The organism is Streptosporangium vulgare, assembly GCF_042428775.1.
In the GTDB taxonomy this organism is placed as follows: domain Bacteria; phylum Actinomycetota; class Actinomycetes; order Streptosporangiales; family Streptosporangiaceae; genus Streptosporangium; species Streptosporangium vulgare.
Map to the genome: position 1 here is coordinate 97506 of NZ_JBHMBS010000005.1, position 23437 is coordinate 120942.

Annotated in this window: 16 protein-coding genes; 4 read left to right on the top strand and 12 right to left on the bottom strand. The window is 73.4% G+C overall.

Annotated features, from left to right (window positions below):
- Positions 1 to 69: 69 nt before the first annotated feature.
- A complete protein-coding gene (locus ACFFRH_RS12525; protein ID WP_344745141.1) occupies positions 70 to 1392 on the bottom strand; it encodes a phytase in 1323 nt (440 codons plus the stop codon).
- 322 nt (positions 1393 to 1714) lie between these two features.
- On the opposite strand from ACFFRH_RS12525, the gene ACFFRH_RS12530 reads away from it, so the two are divergent.
- Positions 1715 to 2665: an ATP-binding cassette domain-containing protein gene (locus tag ACFFRH_RS12530; protein WP_344745142.1), complete on the top strand. Its 951-nt coding sequence runs from the start codon at positions 1715 to 1717 to the stop codon at positions 2663 to 2665.
- Positions 2662 to 3471, top strand: a complete 810-nt coding sequence (locus tag ACFFRH_RS12535) for an ABC transporter permease (protein ID WP_344745143.1) — start codon at positions 2662 to 2664, stop codon at positions 3469 to 3471. Before ACFFRH_RS12530 ends, ACFFRH_RS12535 begins: the two co-directional genes overlap by 4 nt.
- A gap of 178 nt (positions 3472 to 3649) precedes the next feature.
- On the opposite strand, the gene ACFFRH_RS12540 is transcribed toward ACFFRH_RS12535, so the two are convergent.
- The 7 genes from ACFFRH_RS12540 to ACFFRH_RS12570 all read right to left on the bottom strand — a co-directional run bounded on the left by ACFFRH_RS12540 (position 3650) and on the right by ACFFRH_RS12570 (position 14857).
- Entirely contained in the window at positions 3650 to 7009 is a 3360-nt protein-coding gene (locus ACFFRH_RS12540; RefSeq protein ID WP_386156338.1) for an AfsR/SARP family transcriptional regulator, read from the bottom strand.
- Between the two features lie 89 nt (positions 7010 to 7098).
- Positions 7099 to 8367 (bottom strand): DegT/DnrJ/EryC1/StrS family aminotransferase, encoded by a 1269-nt coding sequence (locus tag ACFFRH_RS12545; RefSeq protein ID WP_344745146.1) that lies wholly within the window; start codon positions 8365 to 8367, stop codon positions 7099 to 7101.
- A 20-nt stretch (positions 8368 to 8387) separates the two neighbouring features.
- Positions 8388 to 9479 (bottom strand): GNAT family N-acetyltransferase, encoded by a 1092-nt coding sequence (locus tag ACFFRH_RS12550; RefSeq protein WP_386156340.1) that lies wholly within the window; start codon positions 9477 to 9479, stop codon positions 8388 to 8390.
- A gap of 259 nt (positions 9480 to 9738) precedes the next feature.
- Positions 9739 to 10860 carry a DegT/DnrJ/EryC1/StrS family aminotransferase gene (locus tag ACFFRH_RS12555; RefSeq protein ID WP_344745149.1) on the bottom strand — a complete coding sequence of 374 codons (1122 nt, stop codon included), beginning with the start codon at positions 10858 to 10860 and terminating at the stop codon, positions 9739 to 9741.
- 108 nt (positions 10861 to 10968) lie between these two features.
- On the bottom strand, positions 10969 to 12501 hold the full coding sequence (locus ACFFRH_RS12560) for a lipopolysaccharide biosynthesis protein (RefSeq protein WP_344745150.1): 1533 nt from the start codon (positions 12499 to 12501) through the stop codon (positions 10969 to 10971).
- A gap of 522 nt (positions 12502 to 13023) precedes the next feature.
- Positions 13024 to 14331 carry a M20/M25/M40 family metallo-hydrolase gene (locus ACFFRH_RS12565; RefSeq protein ID WP_344745151.1) on the bottom strand — a complete coding sequence of 436 codons (1308 nt, stop codon included), beginning with the start codon at positions 14329 to 14331 and terminating at the stop codon, positions 13024 to 13026.
- A 145-nt stretch (positions 14332 to 14476) separates the two neighbouring features.
- The gene (locus ACFFRH_RS12570; RefSeq protein ID WP_344745152.1) at positions 14477 to 14857 is read right to left on the bottom strand and encodes a histone-like nucleoid-structuring protein Lsr2; all 381 of its coding nucleotides are present in this window, start codon (positions 14855 to 14857) and stop codon (positions 14477 to 14479) included.
- Between the two features lie 1224 nt (positions 14858 to 16081).
- On the opposite strand from ACFFRH_RS12570, the gene ACFFRH_RS12575 reads away from it, so the two are divergent.
- Positions 16082 to 17446: an SWIM zinc finger family protein gene (locus tag ACFFRH_RS12575; RefSeq protein WP_386156341.1), complete on the top strand. Its 1365-nt coding sequence runs from the start codon at positions 16082 to 16084 to the stop codon at positions 17444 to 17446.
- Entirely contained in the window at positions 17443 to 20532 is a 3090-nt protein-coding gene (locus tag ACFFRH_RS12580; RefSeq protein ID WP_386156343.1) for a DUF6493 family protein, read from the top strand. The genes ACFFRH_RS12575 and ACFFRH_RS12580 overlap by 4 nt, the downstream gene beginning before the upstream one ends.
- Here the strand turns inward: ACFFRH_RS12580 and ACFFRH_RS12585 are convergent.
- The 4 genes from ACFFRH_RS12585 to ACFFRH_RS12600 all read right to left on the bottom strand — a co-directional run bounded on the left by ACFFRH_RS12585 (position 20514) and on the right by ACFFRH_RS12600 (position 23407).
- Entirely contained in the window at positions 20514 to 20825 is a 312-nt protein-coding gene (locus ACFFRH_RS12585) for a hypothetical protein (RefSeq protein WP_344745155.1), read from the bottom strand. The two genes, ACFFRH_RS12580 and ACFFRH_RS12585, sit on opposite strands and share 19 nt — an antisense overlap.
- Positions 20818 to 21261, bottom strand: coding sequence for a DUF1622 domain-containing protein (locus ACFFRH_RS12590; protein WP_344745156.1), 444 nt, complete (start codon positions 21259 to 21261; stop codon positions 20818 to 20820). The genes ACFFRH_RS12585 and ACFFRH_RS12590 overlap by 8 nt, the downstream gene beginning before the upstream one ends.
- Positions 21262 to 21346: 85 nt before the next feature.
- Entirely contained in the window at positions 21347 to 22480 is a 1134-nt protein-coding gene (locus ACFFRH_RS12595) for a DUF5925 domain-containing protein (protein ID WP_344745158.1), read from the bottom strand.
- A gap of 42 nt (positions 22481 to 22522) precedes the next feature.
- The gene (locus tag ACFFRH_RS12600; protein ID WP_344745159.1) at positions 22523 to 23407 is read right to left on the bottom strand and encodes a LysR family transcriptional regulator; all 885 of its coding nucleotides are present in this window, start codon (positions 23405 to 23407) and stop codon (positions 22523 to 22525) included.
- Positions 23408 to 23437 lie beyond the last annotated feature (30 nt).

Here is a 23437-nt window from a genome sequence, read left to right on the forward strand (position 1 = left end):
GGCCAGGCGGATCGGCGGCGGGCCGCTCCTCGCGTACGGCCCGCCGGGGTCAAGGGGGCGAAGGGGGCGTCAGTCCCGCGGGTTCCAGCCGTCGGTGTCCACGTCGAGGTCGAGCCTGCGGGCGACGTCGTCCCACCCGACGAACTTGAAGTTCGTGTTCTCCCTGGCCTCGCCGTCCTCGTCGACCGCCCCGGGGGTGTTCTCGCCGTCGTGTGCCACGAGCAGGCCCCTGTCGAACCGGCCCAGCGGGACGTTGACCACCATCGAGCCGTCGCTGTGCTCGACGCCGTCCAGCCCGTCGCCCGCGCCGATCCTGAACCGGCCGACGTAGTCGTTGCGCCTCCGGTCGTAGACGGTGAAGGTGTTGTCGCCCTGGCCGGAGGCGAGCAGGTACCCGTCGCCGCCGCCACCGTGGTAGATCGTCAGCCCCTCGGCGTCGGCCGACAGGTGCCTGCCGCCGTAACCGGGGTCGGCGCCCGGCGCGCACTCCTCGGTCTCGGGATCGTAGACGCCCGGCCTGCCGTACTCGCGAACCTTGTCGACCAGCGTCGGCGTGCCGGTGAGGTCGGCCCGCATCCGCCAGATGCCCACGTCCTCCTGGGCGGCGTACAGCACGTCCCGCTCCCCGTCGACGACCATGCCCTCGACCTGGGGCAGCTCGCCGGGCTCCAGGCACGGCGTCCAGGTCGTACGGTTCGGCAGCCGGAACGAGCCGGGCAGGTCCAGGGTGCGGACGAGCCGGTAGCCGACCTTCCCGTGCGCGGTGGCGGTCAGTTTCAGCAGCGCGACGCGCGTCCTGTGCCGCTGGCTGACCAGGACGTAGGTGCCGGTCCTGTCCTGCCAGGTGGCCAGGCCGTACGCGGTCCGCGCGTCGTTGACCTGCTCCTGGCCGGTGCTGAACACGAACGGCACGGCGGGGTCGGTCACGTCGGTGAGCGGTGCCCGGCCGCGTCCCGCCTGGTCCCTGTCGACGGCGTAGAAGCGGATCTGGTCCCGGCCCCGGTCGGAGACGACGGCCAGATCGGTCTCGACGCCGGACAGGCGCAGGCCGTACACCAGGTCGACGTTGTTGAACCGGCCGGGCTCGTCGTCCTCGCCGGGGGCGGCGGGGGCGGGCACGTGCTGGAGCCGCCTGCCGTCCAGGTCGTAGGCGTACAGGCCGCCCTCCTTGGCGGTGGCCATCACCAGGCTCTTGCCCGACCGGGTGGGATGCACCCAGATCGCGGGGTCGTCGCCGTTGGCGTTGCCCCCGGCGGCGTCGTCGAACAGGGCGGGGGTCTCGACCCGGGGCTTGACCGTGGGGATCCCGTCGGCCAGCGCGGTGGGCGTGAGCGCCGATCCGGCCAGGCAGAGCGCCAGCGCCGCCAGGCAGAGGCGAGCAGGTGAACGCATGGGCACCTCGTCGTATGTGAGATATGTGGGGGAATGTCTTTTTCAGATCATCGGGGAACCGGCATAACGGGAGGTTGACGAGAGGGAAACGCGGTGTCCGCCTGGCGTGATAGGCGAATTAACAAATTCGTACGGTTCCATATGTATTCGTATGGGTTCATGTCTCTTTGTGATTATTTGTGGGATTTTGTAGCGGTGGACGCGCCGAACGGCCCGCGACCGGCGGTGCGGGACCGCCACGTCGCGGGTGACAGCGATATGTGCGCCGTCTGACAGCGGCCCGGGGGAGGGTGCACGGGTTACCGCCATCGAGGAGGAACCAGTGCTTCACGCCTTCGAGGCCGAGGGGCTCGTCAAACGTTTCGGCAGGACCACGGCGCTCGCCGGGATCGACCTGGCCGCCCGGCCGGGCACCGTGCTCGGGGTCCTCGGGCCCAACGGCGCGGGAAAGACGACCGCCGTGCGGGTCCTGGCCACGCTGCTGCGCCCGGACGAGGGCAGCGCCCGCGTCGGCGGGCTCGACGTCGTACGGGACGCCGCCAAGGTCCGCCGGTTGATCGGGCTCACCGGCCAGTACGCCTCGGTCGACGAGGACCTCACCGGCACCGAGAACCTCGTCCTGATCGGACAGCTGCTCGACCTGCGCAGGGCCGAGGCCGGGGCCCGCGCGGCGCGGCTGCTGGAGGAGTTCGGCCTCGCGGAGGCCGCGGGACGCCCGGCCAAGACGTACTCGGGAGGGATGCGCCGCCGCCTCGACCTGGCCGCCAGCCTCGTCGGGCGTCCCGACGTCATCTACCTCGACGAGCCGACGACCGGGCTCGACCCGGCCAAGCGCGACGACGTGTGGAGCATCGTCCGCTCCCTCGTCGCGGGCGGCGTCACCGTGCTGCTCACCACGCAGTACCTGGAGGAGGCCGACGCGCTCGCCGACGAGATCTCGGTCGTCGACCACGGGCGGGTCATCGCGCACGGCACCCCGGCCGAGCTGAAGCGCGTCGTGGGCGGGCAGACGATCATGGTGAGGCCCGTGGACCCGGCCAGGCTAGCCGACGCCGCCGCCATCGTCGGTGCGGTCGCCGGGCGCGTCCCGGAGTCACCCGCCCGCGGCGTGCTGACCGTGCCGGTCGACGGCGACACGGCCTTCACCGAGGTGGTGCGGCGGCTGGACCGCGAGGGCATCGGCGTGACCGAGCTCTCCCTGCGCCTGCCCAGCCTCGACGAGGTCTTCTTCACCCTGACCGGACGCCACACCACCGAGGAGAGCGCGGCGTGACCCTCACCGACAGCCCCGCCCTGATCCCCGCGCGCACCGCCGAGCGGCCCTTCGCCCTGGTGCGGCACAGCCTCGCCCTGGCCAGGCGGAGCGTGGTCAAGACGATCCGCACCCCCGAGCAACTCCTCGACGTGACACTCCAGCCGGTCGTCTTCGTGCTGGTGTACGTCTATCTGCTCGGCGGTGCGGTGGCCGGTTCCACCCATGACTACCTGCAGTTCCTGCTACCGGCGATCCTGGTGCAGACGGTGATGTTCGCCGGGATGGCCACCGGCGTCAACCTCAACACCGACATCGAGAAGGGCGTCTTCGACCGGTTCCGCAGTCTGCCGATCGGCCGCTCCGCCCCGCTGGTCGGCTCGGTGCTCGGCGACCTCATCCGGTACGTGCTGGCGATCGTCGTCCTGCTCGGGTTCGGCTACCTGCTGGGCTTCCGCATCCAGACCGACCCGCTGTCGGCGCTGGCCGCGTGCCTGCTCACGATCGTGTTCGCCTTCTGCGCGAGCTGGGGGTTCGTGCTGGCCGGCATGCTCATGCGGAGCCCGGGGGCGGTGCAGGGCGTCTCGTTCCTCGTGCTGTTCCCGCTGACCTTCGGAACCAGCATGGTCACGCCGCTGGAGACGCTGCCCGGCTGGCTACAGGCGTGGGTGCGGGTCAACCCCGTCGCGGGCATGATGGACGCGGCCCGCGGCTTGATGCTGGGCGGGCCGGTGGCGGGGCCGGTCCTCAAGACGCTGCTGTGGTCGGCCGGCATCCTCGTGGTGCTCGCGCCCCTGGCCGTCCGCGCCTACCGCCGCCGCGCCTGACGGCCCGCGCCCCTGGCTCGGGGGCCCGGCTCCGCCGCCACGTCGGCCGGGGCCGCGTTCGCGTCCCGGCCCGCCGCCGCGTTCGACGGCCCGGTCCGGGCCCGGCGGCCGGGATCCGCCGCCGCCCGGGGCGGGGGCCGCGCTTCGCGGCCCGCTCTGACGGCCGGTGCGCGCGGACCTATATGCGTACGCGGTCGAGGGCGGCCTCGCGGTCCAGCCCGCGGCCGTGGCCGTGGCGGGCCTCGTACCCGGCGTCGCCCAGCTCCTCGCGCAACCGCAGGACGAGCCGGGTGGCGTCGAGGTGGTGGTCCGGGGCTCCCCGCAGGACCTCGGCGGCGCCGAGGGACTCCGCGGCCCCCGCCGCGTCGCCGAGCCGGGCTCGCAGGGTGGCGGCGGTGACCCCGACCCTGGCCACGACCGGCATGTCCTTCGCCTCGAGCGCCTTGGCGAACGCCTGCCGTATCCGCTGCCCGGCGGTCGCGGGATCGTCCAGCTCGATCGCCAGGTACGCCATCGCGGAGAGGAAGAGGGCACGGAACTGCGGCGCGACGAACGGCATCCTGTCAAGGGCGGTCCGGGCGGCGTCGTACTGCAGCGCCGCCTCCCCCAGATCACCCTCGTGACGTGCCATGTCGCCCAGACCGAGCCGGGCGAACGCGACATTGCGCTCGGACCAGTCGTAGGATCCCGGTTTGGTCATCTCCCACAGCTCGGCCCGCGCCCGCTCCGTGTCGCCCTGGCTCATGCGCGCCATGGCGAGCCAGACCCGCTGGTGGCCGGTGTCGTCGTGGGGATTCAGCTCACGCAGGAGCCGGATCGACTCCTCCAGCGCAGCCACGGCACCGTCGAAATCCCCGAAGGCCATGTTCGCCTCGGCCAGCGGGCTCAGCGCGGTCGCCAGCCCCCACCGGTCGCCGATCTCCCGGAACGCGGCGACGGCGACGGCGAGATCCTCGTGCATGCCTGCCATGTCGCCGTCGTTCTCCCGGATGGAGGCGCGGATCGACCGCAGCATCGCCCGCGTCCACGGGTCGGGGTGCGACAGGCGCCGCTCGATCGCCGCCAGGCCCGCCTCGGTGTCGTCGGTGAAGAGCGCCAGGGCGGGTTCGAGGAGCACGAGCAGCGGGTGCTCGGCGTGACCGGCGGTCGCGCGGGAGATCTCCTCCAGTTGCTCGATGCCGTCCTCCAGCTTGGCGTAGCCGCCGGTGGTGGCCAGGTTGAGCAGGTACATGGCCGACACGATCCCCCGCGCGACCTGCGGTGACTCGCCGGGGACGTCGAGCGCGAGGCGCAGCCACCCGACGGACTCCGCGCCGTTGCCGATGATCGTCCAGAAGATGCTCATGGCGGCGGCGAGCCGCATCGCGGTGTCGGCGTCCCCCGAGTCGGCGGCGAAGTGGAGCGCGGCGAGGACGTTGTCCCGCTCCGCCACGAGCCTGTCGATCCAGAGCAGCTGGTCGGGGCCCCTGAGATGCGGTTCCGCCGTCTCGGCGAGCTCGAGGAAGTAGGCGGCGTGGGCCCTCCTGAGCCGGGTGACCTCCCCGGCCTCGGTCAGGCGCTCCAGCGCGTACTCCCTGATCGTCTCCAGCATGCGGTAACGGGGACCCTCGGCGAACTGCAGCAGGGACTTGTCCAGCAGGGCCGCGAGCCGGTCCAGGACCGGTTCCTGCCACGCACGCGCCCTCTCGGGACCGGGTCGGGGTCCGGGAGTGGTGCCGGTGTCGGAGGTGGTGCCGGGATTCGGGACGGTGCCGTATTCGGGAGCGGTGCCGGACCTGAAGGCGGTGCCGGGCTCCGGAGCGGTGCCGGGTTTCGGGGCGGCGGCCGGCTTCGAGGTCGTGGGCCCCGGCCCGGCGGGCGGCTCCGGGGGAGCGCACACCCGTTCGGCGGCCTCGGGTGTGACGCCCGCGGGGAACACCGCGAGCCGCTCCGCGAACCGGCGCTCCTCGTCGTCGAGCAGGTCCCAGCTCCAGGTGACGACCGCGCGCAGCGTCCTGTGCCGGGGCAGCGCGACCCTGCTCCCTCCGGTGAGCAGGCGGAAACGGTCGTCCAGCCGCGCGGCGAGCTGCTCGACGGTGAGGGAGCGCAGCCGGGCGGCGGCCAGCTCGATCGCGAGCGGCAGCCCGTCCAGCCGCCGGCAGATCTCCGTCACCAGGTCCACGTTGCCGTCGGTGACGGCGAACCCCGGACGCACGGCGGACACCCGGTCGGCGAAGAGCCGCACCGCGGAGCCGGTCAGGGCCTCCTCCGCCGTGGCGCCGGGCTCGGGCAGGCCGAGCGGGGGCACCGGGCACAGTGCCTCCCCGGCGATCCCGAGCGGCTCCCTGCTGGTGGCGAGGATCCGCAGCCCCGGGCAGCGCCCCAGGAGGTCGTCGGCCAGGCGCGCGGCGGCGTCGACCAGGTGCTCGCAGTTGTCGAGCACCACCAGCGTCTCGGTGGACGACAGCAGCTCCGCCAGGCGGGCCATCGTGTCGGACGTCCCGGCCCGCGCGTCGGCCGGGGCCGGGAAGCCGAGCGCCCCGAGCACGGCCTGCGCCACGTCGGCGGGGTCGGTCACGGGCGCGAGCTCCACCAGCCAGGCTCCGCCGGGCATCCGGCCGGAGATCCCGGCGGCGACGGTCGTCGCGATCCGCGTCTTGCCCACACCTCCGGGACCGACCAGCGTGACCAGCCGCCCCTCGTCCAGCCGCGCGCCGATCAGCCCGATCTCCGCGGTCCGGCCGACGAAGGTGGTCAACGCGGCCCTCAGGTTGCCGCGCGTGCCGGTACGGGCCGGCGGCGCCTCGTCGCGGGCGGCGCGCAGGGCCGGGTCGGCGCGGAGCACGGCGAGGTGGATCTCCCGCAGCTCGGGCCCCGGATCGGCGCCCAGCTCCTCGGCGAGCCCCCGGCGGAACTCCTCGTACGCGGCCAGTGCCTCCGCCTGGCGCCCGGCGGCGTAGAGGGCCCTGACCCGCAGGCCGTGCAGCCGCTCCCGCAGCGGGTGGCGGGCCGTGAGCTCCTGGAGCTCGGTCACCAGCGGGGAGTGCCGGCCGCAGCCCAGCTCCGCCTCCACCCGGTCCTCGGTCGCGGCGAGCCTGGCCTCCTCCAGCCCGGCCGCGTACGCCACGGCGAACGGGGCCGTGGCGACCTCGCCCAGGGCGGGTCCCCGCCAGAGGCCGAGTGCCTCGCGCAGCAGGTTCGAGGCGGTCACCGGATCCCCGTTCCCCAGGGCTCGGCGCCCCTCGCGGGCCAGCCGCTCGAACCGGTGGGCGTCGACGGCGTCCGGCGGCACGTCGAGCAGGTACCCCCCGTGGTCGGAGCGCAGCGCCGACGCGCCGGGCAGGACGCGGCGCAGCCGGGACACCAGCGACTGGACCGCGTTCGTCGGATCCCCCGGCCTGCCGTCGGGCCAGAGCGCGTCCGACAGCTCCTCGACCGTGACGACGCGCCCGGCACCGAGGGCGAGCCTGACCAGCAGCACGCGAAGCCGCGTCCCCCCGATCTCGACGACCTCGCCGGCGGCCACGACCCGTAGCGGCCCCAGAATGCTCACGCGCACCCGGCCACTCTGCCACCTGCCCGGCGTGTCCGGGCAGGTGGACCCGCGAGCCTGCCCGTCCGCGCGCGCCCGCGTGCTCACCCGGCCGCTCAGCCGGGTCGCCGCGACGCCGTGGAAGGCCGCGTGGCCGGGCGGACGTCCAGCTCGGCGAGCAGAGCGGCCATACGGGCGGCGCGGAGCGGGTCGACGGGCAGGACGTGGCCGGTCCACCAGCGGGCGATCTCCGGGGTCGGCCCCGGGGGGACCAGGTCCAGGTAGTCGTCCAGCGGCGGATCGTAGATGAAACCGGGCACCACGCCCTTGCTCTCCAGCCGGGCGACGACCTCGTCGCGGTCCTCGACCAGCAGGGGCACCCGCAGCAGCGGCTGTGGCGCCGCGTCGCGGACGCCCTCGGCGGTCCAGGGCAGGGTGCGCAGCAGCTCGACCCCGGCCACCCTGCGCTCCCGCTCGCGGTCGACCACCCGGAACCGGGAACGGTGGTAGCCGCGCAGCAGCGGCCCCTGGCGCATCCGCCAGTCGTCGAGGTCGATCCGCAGCCAGTGGTCCATCGCGCGCGGGTCGACCGGATCGGCGGTGATGATCGCGCGCAGCTCCTCCTCGCGGGGCGGGCAGCGGTGACCGGTCCACCGCACGAGCCCGAGCGCCTTGAGGGCGTGCCACATCGGCCTGACCAGGCCGGTGCGGTAGATCGTCTCGCGCAGCACCGGCCGCAGCGTGCCGAGCAGCTGGGCCCGCGCCCCGCCGGGGAGCAGCAGCTCGTCCCTGGCCCGCGCCAGCTCGGGCAGCGCGGCCGGGTCCTCCGCGGTGAGGAACCCGCCGGACATCGCCCGCCCGTGCTTGGCGAGGCTGAACACCCCGGCGGTGCCGAACGTGCCCGCCGGGCGGCCGTCCACGATCGTCTGCATGGCGTGCGCCGCGTCGTCGAGAAGGAGCACGCCGCGCCGGTCGCACTCGGCCCGCAGCTCGGTCACCCGGTCGGGCTGACCGTACAGGTGCGTGGTGACGACACCGGCGAGGCCGGTCCAGTCGACGGCGGGGACGTCGATGTTGCCGTCGCGCCAGGAGACCGGCGCCATCACCGGCTCCAGCCCGGCGGCCAGCACGACGAACAGCACCGTCTCGCAGTTCGTCGGCGAGATCAGCACCCTGTCGCCGCGCCTGAACCAGTGGCGCAGCGCGAGCAGCAGGCCGAACCTGGCGGACGGCACGTGGAGGCAGTCCTGGCCGATCCGGTCGCGCATGGCCGCCTCGAGCGCGCGGCGGCCGTCGGCGTGGCCGTCGCCGCGACCGTCGGGACGGCCCTCGGCACGGCCGTCCGCGCGGCCGGAAATGCCGGGGATGCCGGGGCGACCGCTCATCGGACCCTCCTTCGGTCGGCTCACCCGGTCTTCCCCCGGGTGCGCAGCCGACCGTACCGCTTCATCGCCCTGTCGGCGGCGCCGTACAGGGCGGGGTTGTCGAGGATGAACCGCCGCACCCGGCGGACCGGCTCGGTGCGCAGCCAGTGCGCCGCCGCGCCCGCCGACCGGCGGCGCACGATGCCCTCGGTGACTGGAACGGTCCGGCTGCACAGCGCGTCCTTGTACTCCGAGCCGTTGCTGATGCCCAGATCCAGGGAGGTGACCCCGAGCTTCGCGGCGGACTCGACCATGCGCAGGTGCTGGATCAGGCCGGGGGAGTACTTGGCGTACTCGGGGTCGTACGCGGGGAACCAGCCGATCATCGTCGTGCCGGTGCGCAGCCCGAAGTGGCCCGCGACGGGCCTGCCCCCGGCGTACAGCATCGACAGCGGACCGGCGAAGTCGTCGGTGTCGACGGCGTGCAGCCGCTCGACGAGCTCAACGACCCACGCCTTGCCGAAGCGGTCGGGGCGGCCCATCCGCTGGTACTGGGCGGACTTCCACTCGCGCAGCAGCCGGAACCGCGCGGGATCGCGCACCGCGAACTCGGCGGTGACCTCGCCCACGTCGCGGCCCAGCTTGCGCTCCTTGTACAGGGTGCTCTTGAGGAACTTCGGGGAGCGCTCGCGCAGCTCGTCGAGGAAGGCGGAGTAGCCGCCGCCGAAGTCGAGGACCACGGCCTCCTGCCTGAGCGTCTCGAACGGCTGGAACCACGGCTGGCGGTCGACCATGCAGCCGAACTCCCACACGCTCAGCCCGCACGCCTTGAGCAGGGCGTCGGAGTCGAACTCGGCGCCCGGCCGGTGGACGACCCCCTGGGAGAGCGAGACCCACCAGCCCAGCGCGGCGCCCACCCCGCCGCCGTGCCGCTCGAAGGGGAAGAACCCGACGGGCCCGTCCGACTCCGTGATCACCGCCACCCGTGCTTCCGCGCTGACCTCGCCCATCGCGATCGTGAAGTCCGGGCTGAGGAAGGGGTTGTCGAGGTGCGGGCTGGAGCGTTGCATCCTCCGCCACGCCGCGATCTCGGCCGGGCCCAGCTCCGCGGGCCGGATGACGCTGATTCTCATACGCCGGCCCCCGCCGGACGGGGACGACCAGCGGGGTACGAAAACCTACCGTTCACGAGGCTGTGGTCCTTTCTCGAAGCCTGGTCCCGGCGTCGGAGCGAAGGACGGGATCCAGCCGGCGCGGGCGCGAAGGGGCTGCGTCACGGCACGCGGAAACCATCCCGGAACCAGGAGGCGATCCCCCGTACCGCCAGCCGGTAATCAATAAGTCAAATCTAGCGATGTATCGCCCTATTCGCTTAGCTACGCGACAGGTTCGCTACGCGACGCCGAAGGAGGCCGGGCCCGGGGGAACCCTCGGCGGCATCGGGGGAACCGCGGGGATGAGCCGCTCGATGACCGGCAGGGCGCGGTGGGCGTACAGCGGGTCGATCGGCAGCACGTGCCGGCCCCACCAGCGCGCCACCTCGGGCTCGGGGGAGGGGTCGGTGAACTCCGGCAGGTAGCCGTCGTACGGCGGGTCGTAGAGGTATCCGGTGGCGACCCCGTGCCGCTCCAGCTCGGCGATGGCCCCGTCGCGGCCGTAGACCAGCAGCGGGACCCGGAACAGCGGCTGGTCCAGATGGCGGCGGACGGCGGGCGCCACGGTGGGCAGCGCGGCCAGCGCCGAGACACCGGCGATCCGCCGCGACCGCTGCCGGGGCAGCGCGTGCAGGCGCCTCGACTGGTACCAGCGCGAGAGGTGGCCCCGCCTGGCCCGGTAGTCGTGCAGGTCGGCCTGGACCCAGGAGTCGAACGCCGGCAGCTGCTGCGGTGCGTGCTCCAGCGCCCTGAGCAGCTCCGCGGGACGCGGGGCGATGCGGTAGCCGTCGCGCTCCTCCTCCATGCCGAGCGCGCGCATCGCCCTCAGGGCCGGGCGGACCATGTTCAGGCGCAGCGCGGCGTGCCGGCCCGCGGAGGTGAGCACGCTGTGGATCTCTTTCCTGAAGGCGCCGGGCTGCAGCAGCCGGTCGCGGTCGCGCTCCAGGGCGCGCAGGTCCGAGAGGTGCTCGACCGCGATCACCCCGCCGGAGCCCGCCCCCGCGTGCTTGGACAGGCTGAACACGCCGGCCACCCCGAAGGTGCCGATCGGCCTGCCGTGCACGCTCGTCTCGATGGCGTGCGCGACGTCCTCGATCAGGATCTTGCCGCCGAACGCGGCGACCCGGTCGGGCAGGCCGTACAGGTTGGTGGTGAGCACCGCGTCGACGGTGTCGAGGTCGACGCGGTCGACGTCGATGTTGCCGTCGTCGAGGGAGAGCGGGGCGATGACCGGGCGCAGCCCTGCCGCGAGCACGAGGAAGAGGATCTCGTCCGCCGACAGGGGTGACATCAGCAGCCGCTGGCCGGGACGACACCAGTGCCGCAGGGCCAGATACAGGCCCAGGCGGTTGGAAGGCAACGGAAGGCAGAGGCGATGTGTCCGCTTCGCCACAATGTGCTCAGGAGTCACTGGAGACCGTCTATCACGTACGACATTAAGACCGCAAACCGGGACCCGCGTGTCGGCTTAACCCGTGCCCACCTGGGATGTTTTGCCATGGTTCATCACCCTGCGCATGTTCGGGAAGATCAGCAGTGCCACCAGGAGCTGGCTGCCGAGCATGGCGTAGCCCACCGCGGCGATCCCGAAGTGGGGGAAGAGCAGCGCGATCGAGGTGAGGACCAGGACGGCCATCCCGATCTGGACGAGGGCGAGCTTGCGCGCCTCGCTCTGGGCGCGCAGCATGCTGAGGCAGATCTCGATCACCGTCTGGGGGAGCACGGCGATCGCCATCAGGCGCAGCAGCGGCGAGCCCGCCTCGGCGAAGCCGGGGCCGAACACGCTCAGGATCAGCGGCGCGCCGATCACGACCACCGCGATGACCGGGCCGACGATCAGGAAGGTGCGCCGCAGCGCGTTGCGCACGCTCTGCGCCAGCTGGGCGGCGTTGAAGGACCCCTCGACGGTCAGCGAGACCGCCATGTTGGCCGCGAGCAGCCCGACCATGGAGCCCAGCGTGTGGGCTATCGAGAAGTAGCCGAACGTCGGCGCGTCGTCGAGCCAGCCCGCGACGATGACCGGGACGAGATAGAGGATCAGCAGGATGGAGAACGCGCCGGGGAAGTCTCCGGCGAGGAAGCGGCCCACCTCGCGCAGGCGCGGCGGGTTCGCGGCGCTCACCTCGGTGTTCTTGACGTGCTTGGGGATGATCACGCCGAAGATGAGCCAGCTGATCGGGATCAGCGCGATGGCCGTCGGCACGATCCACGAGACGAAGATCCCGCCGAAGACGCCGCCCTGCGGCAGCGCGTACGCCAGCGCGACGAGCAGGCCCATCTTGACCAGGCCGAACGCCAGGCTGTTGACCGGCACCCAGACGGCGTTGCGCAGCCCGGCCAGCGTCACGTCCTGGAGGGTGAAGATGGTCCACACGAGCACCGAGGCGAGGAAGAACAGCCCCGGGCCGATCCCGCCGAGGTCGGCGTAGACCTCCCCCCAGATCGGCAACGTGAGCAGGAACCCCAGCGCCGCCACCAGACCGGCGGCCCCGGCGATCGCGTAGCCGCGCAGGACGAACTCGGCGGTGCGGCGCCCGGCCACCGGGATGAACCTGGCCAGGGCGCCCGCGAAGGCGAGCCCGGTCAGGGAGGAGAACAGCCGCATCGCGCTGATCTGGGCCTGGCCCTCGCCGAACGCGGCGGCGGTGTAGAGGTGCGTCGCGAGGAACCAGTAGCCGAGGCCCAGCACGGCGGTGATCCCCGTGTTGATCATCAGCGCGTACCCTTGCAGGAACAGGGGGTTCCTCAGGTCCTTGCGCAGGCGGTCCATCAGACCGGCCCCGCGCTCCTCGGTCGCCGCCCGGCCCGCCGCCTGGTCGCTCCCGTCGCGCGTCACGCCGTCATCGTCGGCCGGACCGCTTGCATCGACCTTGCCGCCCGCTGTACGGAGACCGGTGAACGCGTTCGCCGGCGGCTCGGGGCCCTCCGGCCGGGTGCCCGGCACGTGGACGCCGTCACCGGGCCTGGCGTGCCGGCCCCGCCCGGTGTCGTGCTCACTCACCCCGGTGCTCCCGGTCCGTGCCGTTCCCTGAGACGCCGTTCCCGGAGACGGTGCTCCCGCAGGCGGTGTTCCCGGAGGCGGTGCGGGGGTGCCGCGGATCGCTCGGGCGGGACGAATCGGTGGCCCCGCCGGCGGGCACCGGAGGGCGCGTCACCGGTGTTCGCGTCTCGTCACGAGACCTGCCGGTCAGCGAGGGGTACATGAGAATCGGCACGTGAGTCATGATGCCCCAGTTTCAAGCGAGCCGTGTCCGGCATGTATCCGGAAGTCCCCGGCAGGGCCCGATTGTGATGGAGACTGCCCCGCTTTCGTGGGGTGAGGGCAGGGGCGGGAGTGGTGAAGGTCACCGGGGTCGTCGCCGGGGCCCGGGGGCGGGCGGGTTCTCCGTGTGCCGTTCGGGGGCTCGGGGCTTCGAGGGCTCAGGGCTCAGTGCCTCATGGTTTCGTGGCCTCGGGGGCTTCACGGCTTCAGGGGGCGGCGCCTCAGGGGCCCGGGGCCTCGGGATCTCAGGACGCCGGGGCCTCAGGACGCCGGGGCCTCAGCGCCTCGAAGATCCCCGGAGTCTCGGGTGGTGAGGAGACGGTTCAGGACGCGGACACCGAACTCCAGGCCCTCGACGGGGACGCGCTCGTCCACGCCGTGGAACATGCCGAAGTAGTCGAGGTCCGGGGTGAGCATCAGCGGGGCGAAGCCGTAGCCCCTGATGCCGAGCCCCGCGAAGGACTTCGCGTCCGTGCCGCCCGACATCACGTACGGCACCGGCCGCGCCGCCGGGTCCTCGGCCACCAGGGCGGCGCCGAGCCGGTCGAAGAACGGCGAGTCCATCGGGGCGGAGGGGGCGTCCTCGAGGTTGACGAACTCCCGGGTCACCCGGGGGCCGAGCAGGCGGTCGATCGTCTCCAGGAACTCCTCCCGGTATCCCGGCAGGAACCGCCCGTCCACGTGGCCCTCGGCGGTGCCGGGGACCACGTTGACCTTGTAGCCCGCCTGGAGCATCGTCGGGTTCGCAGAGTTGCGGATCTGCGCGCCGAACAGGTCGCCGATCCGGCCGAGCCGCCTCGCCTCCTCCTCCAGCCGGTCGAGGTCGATGCGCTCGCCGAGAACGGCCGACAGATTCTCGATCAGTGTCGCCACGCCGGGCGTCAGCCGTACCGGCCAGGGGTGGGAGGCGATCCTGGACATGGCGTGGCAGAGCTCGGCCACCGCGTTGTCCACCGGCGGGCGGGAGCCGTGCGCCGCGACGCCGGTCGCGGTGAGCCGCATCCAGGCCGTGCCGCGCTCGCCCACCGCGACCGGATAGATCCGCGCGCCCGGGGCCTCGACGCTGTAGCCGCCGGACTCGCTGATCGCGTCGGTGCAGCCGTCGAACAGCTCGCGGTGGTGGCGCACCGCGTGGCGCGCGCCGTACTCGCCGGTGGCCTCCTCGTCGGCGAGGAAGGCCAGCACGACGTCCCGGTCCGGCCGCACCCCGCGCCGGGCCCAGTCGCGGACCAGGGCGAGCGTCATGGCGAGGGTGCCCTTCATGTCGACCGCGCCCCGGCCCCAGACGCATCCGCCGGAGATCTCGCCGGAGAACGGGTGGATCCGCCAGTCGGAGGGCCGGGCGGGGACCACGTCGAGGTGGCCGTGGATCAGCAGGGCCTCGGGCGAGTCGCCGGGGATCCTGGCGACCACGCTGGTCCTGCGGCTGGCCGACTCGAACACCACCGGCTCGATCCCGGCCTCGGACAGCAGGGCGGCGACGTGCTCGGCCGCCGGACGCTCACCGGAGCCGGGGTTGGTGGTGTCGAACCTAATCAGATCCGAGCAGATCTGCGCGACCTCACTCATCAACGAACGCCCCCGGAGAAAAGATCCAAAACCTGAATCAGAGGTGCATACCCCTCCGGGTTGGAAATAGCACCTCGGGTCGTCGTGCCGAGCACTCCCGGCCGGCTGCGACGCCGCTACCCCTCCAAGGGTCCGGGAGCTTGTCTCAGTCGCTGAGCGCGGTCGCCGGCTTTTTGGCCGAGCCCTTGGCCACGCTGGGGTCGCCGGCGGCGAACGCCTCGGCGACCTTCCCTCCGATGCGCCCGCGCTCGCTCACCTCGATCCCGTGGGACTTCGCCCACGCCCGGATCTCCGCGCTCCGCTCACGGCTGCCGCCGGAGCCTTTCCCTCTGCCCTTACGGCCTGACGAGGTGCTCGCCTTGCGGGCCGCGGACTGGAACGGTTTGAGGGCCTCGCGAAGTTTCGTGGCGTTCTTCGAGCTCAGGTCGATCTCGTAGGCGGTGCCGTCCAGGCCGAACGAGACGGTCTCGTCCGCCTTCTTGCCGGTGATGTCGTCGGTGAACGTGACGACTTGCTGACGTGCCATTGTGTGACTCCTTAATCTCGGCGCCGGAGCGTGCGGTCGTGAACCGGCCGACGATGGTTCCCGCGTCTCTTCCCCGCGCGCGAAACTCTAGCCCCTCCTTTCGCCGTCGCGCTTGGGAAACCCCTGCCCGTCGGAGATCCGTCCTTCGGTTAATTACTCAAGGCCGAACTCCGACGTCTCCACGTCATTGGGAAATGCTTCCCGCTCACGAGGGATTAAAAACGGCGGTGGCGCCGGGGTTCCCCGGCGCCTTGTATGCCGAGATCTGTCGGTTGCCCTCGGAGGGTTTTCCGGAAGGGGGGCCGGAGCGCTTTGGAGTTTCATGACCTCCGGGTGGTTTCCGGCATCGACGCCCGGAAAAAATCGACTTCCGCCACTTGGGGCCACTCCGGTCCGTCGTTCCACTGCCGTTCGTTTCCCGGGCGCCGCCGCACCGGACGCGGTGGCATCCCGCCGCCGTCCCGCCCGGCCGCCGGGTGCGTCCTTCGGTCCGTTTTTGCTGTTCACGGTATCTGCAGGGCCGAGGCCGGGAGGAGGGAACGGGAGGACGGGCCGGGTCCCGGGGAGGCGGGGAGGGGAGGTCCCGCGGGCGCGGCCCCGGGCGCTCGGTGACAATTCACGCGCGCCAGATGTCCGTAACCGAACGCGTTCCGGGATTCTGACGGACAAATGACTTACCCGCGTCCGGAATGCGTGCCGTCGGTCCACGGGTTTGCCGGAGTCCGGTGCCGGGCGTCTTCGAAGGCGCCTCGGAGGCGCGCGGCCGATCACATTGGGGTGCGGTCTCGACACTCTGAGGTAAGGCAAGACTCGCCTTGCGGAACGTCTGATTCCGGGCGTCTCGCATTGTGGGGGAGCGTGGGCGGCGGGCGTCGTTTGGCCCTTGACGGTCATTGGCCCGTTCCATCGTCCGTCCGGGTCAATCAACCCGCGTTCCCCGAATTGTTCGCGAGCCGGCCGGGGGATCGGATAGGGACATTGACCGGATCCGGCGCCCCCACGGCTCCGGCACCCCCACACCCCTGTGCCCCCACGGCTCCGCGCCCCCACGCTTCCACGCCCCTGTGCCCTCGTGCCTCCAAGCCCCCGTGCCTCCAAGCCCCCGTGCCTCCCCAGCTCCCCGGCTCCACGGCTCCCCGGCTCCACGGCTCCCCGGCCGGTGGTCGTACACCGGCCGCGCGGTCGTGATCGGATTTGTCGGTCGTGATCTCTACCGTCCGGCCCATGACAAGTGCAGTGCAGGCTTACTCCTACGCCGGTCCCTCCACGCTCTCCGACGGACACCTGGGACTGTCGACGTCCGGAGGCCGGACCACGACGGGCTTTCTCGACCACCCCCGGTTCTTCAGCGGGCTGCTCACCCAGGCCGCGCCCGCCGCGTCCGGCCTGCTCGCGGTCGCCGACGTGGCGCTGGCCCGCTACCACCGGCCGCAGCCGGGGTTCACCCGCGATCCGGTCGTGACCTGCGGCGGCGACCGCCTCAGGTTCGAGTCGTTCTCCGCCTGCGGCGGCGTCTACGCCCGGCTGGACGTGCTGGGCCCCGCCCTCGACGGTGAGGTCTTCGACCGGGGCACCACCAACGTGGACGTCAACAACCCGCTGCGCGAGGCGCTGGCCAGGGTCGGCGGACGTGACCCGCTGCACGTCGGGGTCGGTCCCGACGAGCTCACCGTGACCACCCTGGACGGCGCGGTCGTGGAGAAGAAGGTGCCGCTGCCCGACCGGTGGCTGCGCGGTTTCGCGGAGGTCCAGGTGATCGCCTCCGGGTTCGACCTGCGCGCCGAGCTCGCCGGGCCGCAGGCCGTCAGGTTCCTGCGCGGCCTGCCGAAGCGGGCGGCGGCCGAGGTGTGGGCGGTCCCCGCGGGCAGGGAGCTGCGGCTCTCGGAGCGGGCCGTACCGGGCGGGGTCCACCTCGCCGGAGTCGGCAGGCTGGCGACGATGACGCCGTTGCTGCGCTTCGCCAAGGCTCTGCGCGTATATGGGCCGGCGGACGGCTCGGGATCGAGCGCCTGGGAGCTGGAACTGCCGGGCATGCGCTACACGCTGGTGCTGTCCCCGCAGGCCTGGCGCGGCTTCTCCGGGGAGGGCGCCGTCCTGGACGATCTCTCCTCGGACCTGGTGGCCGGCGACGCCGACCTGGTCGGCATCCTGCTCGACTTCGAGCCCACCCTGGAGCTGGGCGTGCTCGCCGAGCGCTCCGGGCTCGCGCCGGAGCGGGTCCGGGCCTCGCTCACCCAGCTCGGCACGGCGGGCCGGGTCGGCTACGACCTCTTCGAGGCCGCGCACTTCCACCGCGAGCTGCCCTACGACCGCGACCACGTCGCGGCGCTCAACCCCAGGCTCGGCTCCGCCCGCGCCCTGGTCGCCTCGGGCGCCGTACGGCTCACCGGCCCCGACTCGGCCGAGGTGACCACCGGCGGCGGCGTCCGTCTGGTGCGGATGACGGAGGGGGCGTGCACCTGCCCGTGGTGGTACGACCACCGGGGCTCGCGCGGCCCCTGCAAGCACGTGCTCGCCGCCCGGATGGCCTCCGGCACCGCCGACTCCCCGGCGGCACCGGCCCCCCTCGCCCGGGAGGACTCCCGATGACGGTCTGGGACGAGGTCCGGAACCTCGTCGAGAACGGCGGCCTCGACGAGCTCGCGGCCCGGATGGTGGAGCTCGACGACGCGGAGCGCAGGGAGGTCGCCAGGGAGCTGCCCGGATATCTCAGGCCGGCGCGTCGCGAGGCGGGGACCTTCGACCCGTGGAGAAGGCGGGGCGGACGGGCCGAGCACCTGCGGGTGGCGGGTGCGGGCTCGCTCGGCGGCGCCGCCGCCGCGGCCACCTGGCTGAACCGCCGCGAACTCGCGATCTCCCCCTGGGAGACGCCGGGCGACACCGACGCCCTCATCCGGGTGATCTCCGCGCGGGAGCCCGGGTGGCGGGCCGACCTGGTCAACCGGCTCGTGCTCCGGATCCGCACCTCGACCTCGCCGGGGCTGCCGCTGGTGCTGGCCCTGCTCCGCGGTACCGGCGTGACCCCGCCCGAGCACGACCCGCTCGTGCTGGGCTGGCTCGCCACGCCGCCCAGCGTGGGCGGGCTCCGCCGGGACCCGCTCCTCGACACCCTGCTGCCGAGGATCTTCGAGGCGCAGGGTGTGGGCCGCGCCCTGCGCGAGGAGCGGAGCGACCCGCCGCGCGCCGGGTCCTGGCTCAGAGCCCTGACCGTGCTGAGCGGTGAGGGGCGAGTGAGCCGCGAGACGCTCGTGAACGGCTGCGTCAGCCGGTTCCTGCGCGGAGGGGACGCCACCGACCTGCGGTTCTTCGTCCGCCTCCACGAGCTGCTCGAACCCGCGCCCGCGGAGGTGGAGGCCCGCGCCCGCGACTACCTGCGCCTGCTGCCGGCCGCGCCGGGACCGGTCGCGGAGCTGGCGCTCAGGCACCTGCGCCGCCTCGACCGCCTCGACCCGGCCGACGTCACCGAGGCGCTGGAGGGCCTGCTGTTTCGCGCCGAGGTCGGGCTGGTGCGTACCGGACTGACATGGCTCGACCAGACCCTGCGGCGGTCGCCGGAACGGGCCGACGAACTGGCCCCGGCCCTCGCGTCCGCGTTCGGCCACGAGGCGTACGCCGTGCAGGAACGCGCCGCGCGTCTCGCGGTCAGGCACGCGGCGCACCTCACCCCGCTCGGCGCGGAGACGCTGCGCGCGGCGCTGGGCGCGCTCCCGCCGGACCTGGGAGGGCTCCTGGCCGGGACGGTCGGAGGGGAGGCGGGGCCCGGGTGGGAGCCGGAGGTCCTCGTCCCGCCGCCGCTCACCCCGCCCGATCCCGTGGGGGCCTTCCCCGTCCCGCCGGGCACGGTCGCCGAGCTGGTCCGCCCACGCTCGTCCCACGACTGGCGGGAGACCGAGCGGTGGCTCGCGGGCTTCGTCAGGTTCGCGGCGGAGGACCGCGAGGAGCTGCGCGCCGCGCTCACCGGGAGCGTCCACGAGATCCACGACCTCTACCGGTGTGAGAACTGGTACGCGCCCCATGAGTGGCTCACCGCGATCGCCGCGGAACTCGTCTCCCCGGGCGCCGACCCCGGACCGGCGGCCCGCGAGGCCCCGGAGGTCTCGGAGGGATGGGTCTTCGGGAGCGTCATGACCGGCGCGCGGGAGAGGGAGGGCGGAGAGCTGTCCTTCGGCGGCTTTCTCGCCGGGGCGCGCGACTACGTCATGCGGTTCCTCACCGGAGGCGACGGCGACGGCAGGGTGACCGGGCCTGGGGAGGGACGCGGTCTTTCCCGGGGCATGCCGCCGGGCATCAGGTCCGACGCCGCCGGGTTCGAAGACGTCTACTCGTCGATCCGGATCTGGAGCCGGCCCGCGGATCCGGGCGAGGGCGGGGAGACCGTGACGACCCTGGAGACGGGGGATCCCAGCGAGACGGGAGAAACGGGCTCCTTCGGGTGGTCCGGCCACGACGGTGCCACCGGGCACCGCGTTCCCTACGGCGGCGGCGCCGGGCACCGAGTTTCCCAGGACGGTGTCGCCGAGCACCGAGTTTCCCACGACGAGGTCGCACGGAGACATCACGCTCCCGAGGAGATCGGGCCCGATCGGCTCCCCGGCGAGCACGACGTCTCCGTGCCGCACCGGTTCGTGCTCCGGCGGTGCGCGGAGGTGCTCGCCGCGCTCAGGACGGGCACCCTGCCGCCGGTCCTGCTCGCGACGCCGACCCGCGCCACCGGCCACCTCGACCCCGCCGCGTTCCTCACCCGCCTGGAGGCGGTCGAGGCCGCCGGGGCCGAGCCGCTGCCCGCCGACTTCCAGCAGGCGCTGCTGCGGTTGCCGGGAACCACCGATCCCGAGACGGCCGCCCGAGCCGGGCGGCTCACCTCCGAGGCCGGGCGCCGGGCGGCGCGATGGCTGGCGGAGGGGCCGGTCGAGCCGGAGACGCGCGTCCGCTGGAGGTTCACCGACAACGGGAACTCACGCCACACCGACGAGCACGAACCGCCCCCCGGCGCCGACCTGCGCCCGGTCCCCTGGGTGCGGGCCGAGCCGACCGGCCTCTCCCTCGTCGACGAGCTGCTCGGCGAGGTGCCGCACCGCAACTGGGACGAGCACGGCCGTCACATGGACTGGTGGCCCTCCGTCCTGCCCTCGCACCGCGACGTGGTCGCCGCCTCCTATGTCCCGCACCTGCTCCACTCCTGGTATCGGCCCGAGGTCCGGCCTGCCCACGTCGAGGCGCTCGCCGCCTGCGACGGGCCGGTCGGCGAGCCCACCGCGCTGCTGCTCGCCTTCTTCCTGGCCCAGCGGGACCCGGACCACGGGGTGCGGCTGGTGCTGCGGATGGCGGCGCGGGGAGACCTGCCGTCGGAGGCGCTCGGCGGGCAGCTCGCCCTGCTCACGAACCGGGGCGAGGTGAAGCTGCCGCACGCGGTGGCCGGGCTCGGACAGGCGGCCGGGCAGGGCGCCCACCGGGAGGTCTGGGAGGTGATCCGGGCGGCGCTGCCGCACGTGCTGCCGGGGAAGGGGGAGCGTCCGCGCTCGGGCGCGACCGATCTCGTCACCCTGGGCGTCGAGGTGGCCCGGTGGGCGGGGGCGCGCGGGGAGATCCCCGGGCTCGCCCCGCCGTCGCGCCGCTCCTCCTCGGAGTTCGGCCGCCAGTGCCGCCGCCTGCACGACTATCTCGTACGACCCTGATCCCGCCCGCTCGGGGTGGGGGCGGCGGGACGGCGGCCGGGCGGGCGTCGTCCCGCCGGGTGCGCGGAGAACCCGGCGACGGCGAGCTTGCGGACCACCACCGTGAGCGCCGCCGTGGCGATCGCCGCCCAGGTCTGGGCCTGGGAGAGCCGCAGGAGCCCGGCCGCGAGGAGGAAGTCGAGCAGCACCGCGAGCGCGCCGCCGGAACCGCCACCGGAGAGCAGCACGGCGAGCGCGGCGACCAGCCCCATGACGACGATCAGGGGAACGAGGATCCGGACGAGGTCAGCCATTCCCCGCACCGGGAAGGACGCGCCCGCCAGGGTCGTCCGGCCCGCCGTGCCCGTCCGGGGCGACCTGCGAGCCGCGTTCGCGGGCGTCGTTCACCGTGCGCCCCTCCCGCTCGATCTCCCGGTTCAGGAAGAAGTTCAGCGCGGTGCGGATGGCCGCGATCGCCGCGAGCTGCCCGATCTGCGTGAAACTCGGCGCGATGGCCGTACGCAGCACGTCGCTGGCCAGCTGGAACTCCAGGCCGAGGGCGAGGAACCGTCCCAGGAACAGCCGCACCGTGATGAACCCGTCGTCGTGCCGCCGTGCGGCCACCAGCACGAACCGCACGAACGCGATCGCGGCGCCGACGAAGATGACGGCGGCCCCGGCCGCCTCGACGAGGCGGACCAGCAGGTTGACGAGCTGCCGGAGGGTCTCCTCCGGTAGGAGATCGAGCATGCGCTGCTGTTACCCGGTGGCTCCCCGCCCATGCGCCCAGGGGCGCCGCCCGGTCCGCGAGGGGCAGAAGGTGGTCAGAAGGCGCTCAGAGGTAGAGACCGGTGTTCTCCGGGGCGGCGGGCGCGCGCTTGAGGACACCGTCGCGGAGGGCGAAGAGCTCGGCGAGGGTCGCACCCGAGGGGGAGATCCCCTCGGTGCCGCCGAGCCAGCGGGCGGCCTCGTCGTAGGGGAAGGCGCCGACCTCGATCTGGGCGAGGCAGCGGCCGGGGCGGGTGACGGCGGGGTGGAGGTGGGCGAGGTCCTCGTTGGTGGTGATGGCCACCAGGACGTCACGACCCTGGCCGAGGAGCCCGTCGGTCAGGTTGAGCAGGCGCGACAGGCCCTGACCGGTGGCCTCCTTGGCGCCGGCCCTGATCAGCTCGTCGCAGTCCTCCAGCACCAGGAGCCGCCAACGGTCACCGCCTCCCTCGCCGTCGTGGTCGTGGTCGTGGTCGTCGGAGCCGACCGCGACCTCCATGAGGTAGCCGGGGGACTGGAACAGCTGCTCGGGATCGAGCACGCAGTCGACCTGGCACCACGACCGCCACTCGTGGGCGAGCGTGCGCAGCAGCGTCGTCTTGCCGGTGCCCGGCGGGCCGTGCAGCAGGATCAGCCGGCCGTGCGCCTCGGAGGGGGTGACGGACATCAGCCGCGACAGCGGCTCGCTGACCGACCTGGCGTAGTTGCCGGAGATCTCCGCCCAGGGGGAGGCGGTGATCGGCTTCTCCGAGCGGCGGCTGCCCCGGGGGCTCTGCCACCAGAAGCCCATCTCGACGTGGTCGCTCTCGGGAGCGGGCTCCTCGGCGTCCCTGATGACCTCCTCGATCACCGAGCGGGCCAGCCCCTCGTCGACCGCGGTCACGCTGACCGTGGCGGCGCGGTTGCGGTAGCGGACCACGCGCAGCGTCCAACCCTCCCCGCACAGCAGCCGCGAGTCGCGGCCGTCCTTCTCCGAGGCCGCCCTGACGAGCGTTCCCGAGGCGGGGGCGAGGGAGGCGTCGGGGCGGACCCGCTCCAGGCTCGCGGTGCGCGACCACGGCTGGGCCCCGGTGGCGAACGGCGACAGCGCGAGCGCGTCGATCACGTCCACCGCCGCGTCGCCGTCGTCGAGCCAGATCTTCATCGGCAGCTCCACCGGGCGCGGCTCCGGCTGGAAGTCGACCTCCTTGAGTACGGACATGGCGCCAATGATCCTCGCGAGGTGCCCGCCGGTCGACGGGTTTTAGCCCGGCGGTACCGGCGCGGGGACCTCGGGGGCGGCGCGGAGCAGGGCGTCGACCAGCGGGCTCGGCGGGCGGGTCAGCGGGCCGGTGAGGACGAGGGCGCGTTCCAGGGACGGCCTCAGCGGGACCATGACGAGCCCGGGAGGCAGCAGGCCGCGGCCGAGGTCGGGAACCGTCGAGACGCCGATGCCCGCTGCGATCATGCCGATGAGCGTGCCGAGCTCGCGTACGTGCTGGGCGGGCGCGTAGGGGACGCCCGCCATGGAGCACAGGGCGCGGGTCTGGGGCTCGCAGCCCCCCTTGGAGACCAGCAGCGGATCCTCCACCAGCTCGGCCATCGTGATGTGCTCCTGACCGGCCAGCGGGTGGTCGGCGCGGACCACCGCGTGGAAGGCGTCGCGGCCCACCACCACGTGCGCCGGGGGCGGGGGCACCGGGTCGACGAGGATCGCGGCGTCGACGACCCCCGTCTCCAGCCAGGGGGACAGCTCGTCGTCGTCGCCCTCGAAGACCTGCACCTCGACGCCGGGGAGCTCCGCGCGCCACGTCCGCATGAGCTGGGGCAGCAGCCCGCAGCAGACCGTGGGCGGGGCCGCGACCCGGACGGTCCCCGCGTGCTGTCCCAGGTGCGAGGAGACGACCTCGTCGATGGCGGTGACCGAGGCGAGCGCGGCCTGGGCGTGTGGCAGGATCGCCGCGCCCAGCGCGGTGGGGCGCACGCTCCCGTGCCGCAGCACCAGCGGGGCGCCGAGGGCGCGCTCCAGGGCGGCGAGCGCGTGGGAGACCGCCGACTGGGACATGCCCAGCTCCTCGGCGGCCACGCCGAAGCCGCCGTTCGCGACCACGGCGGTGAAGACCCGGAGCTGCGCGACCGTCGCACTCATGAGGACATCTCATCACACCTGGCGGGCAAC

Bases quoted from the DNA above. Each gene is read 5' to 3' on its own strand.
- ACFFRH_RS12585 (WP_344745155.1), bottom strand. From the start codon at position 20,825: ATGGCTGACCTCGTCCGGATCCTCGTTCCCCTGATCGTCGTCATGGGG.
- ACFFRH_RS12565 (WP_344745151.1), bottom strand. From the start codon at position 14,331: ATGAGTGAGGTCGCGCAGATCTGCTCGGATCTGATTAGGTTCGACACC.
- ACFFRH_RS12595 (WP_344745158.1), bottom strand. From the start codon at position 22,480: ATGTCCGTACTCAAGGAGGTCGACTTCCAGCCGGAGCCGCGCCCGGTG.
- ACFFRH_RS12570 (WP_344745152.1), bottom strand. From the start codon at position 14,857: ATGGCACGTCAGCAAGTCGTCACGTTCACCGACGACATCACCGGCAAG.
- ACFFRH_RS12590 (WP_344745156.1), bottom strand. From the start codon at position 21,261: ATGCTCGATCTCCTACCGGAGGAGACCCTCCGGCAGCTCGTCAACCTG.
- ACFFRH_RS12575 (WP_386156341.1), top strand. From the start codon at position 16,082: ATGACAAGTGCAGTGCAGGCTTACTCCTACGCCGGTCCCTCCACGCTC.
- ACFFRH_RS12545 (WP_344745146.1), bottom strand. From the start codon at position 8,367: ATGAGCGGTCGCCCCGGCATCCCCGGCATTTCCGGCCGCGCGGACGGC.
- ACFFRH_RS12525 (WP_344745141.1), bottom strand. From the start codon at position 1,392: ATGCGTTCACCTGCTCGCCTCTGCCTGGCGGCGCTGGCGCTCTGCCTG.
- ACFFRH_RS12550 (WP_386156340.1), bottom strand. From the start codon at position 9,479: ATGAGAATCAGCGTCATCCGGCCCGCGGAGCTGGGCCCGGCCGAGATC.
- ACFFRH_RS12580 (WP_386156343.1), top strand. From the start codon at position 17,443: ATGACGGTCTGGGACGAGGTCCGGAACCTCGTCGAGAACGGCGGCCTC.
- ACFFRH_RS12600 (WP_344745159.1), bottom strand. From the start codon at position 23,407: ATGAGTGCGACGGTCGCGCAGCTCCGGGTCTTCACCGCCGTGGTCGCG.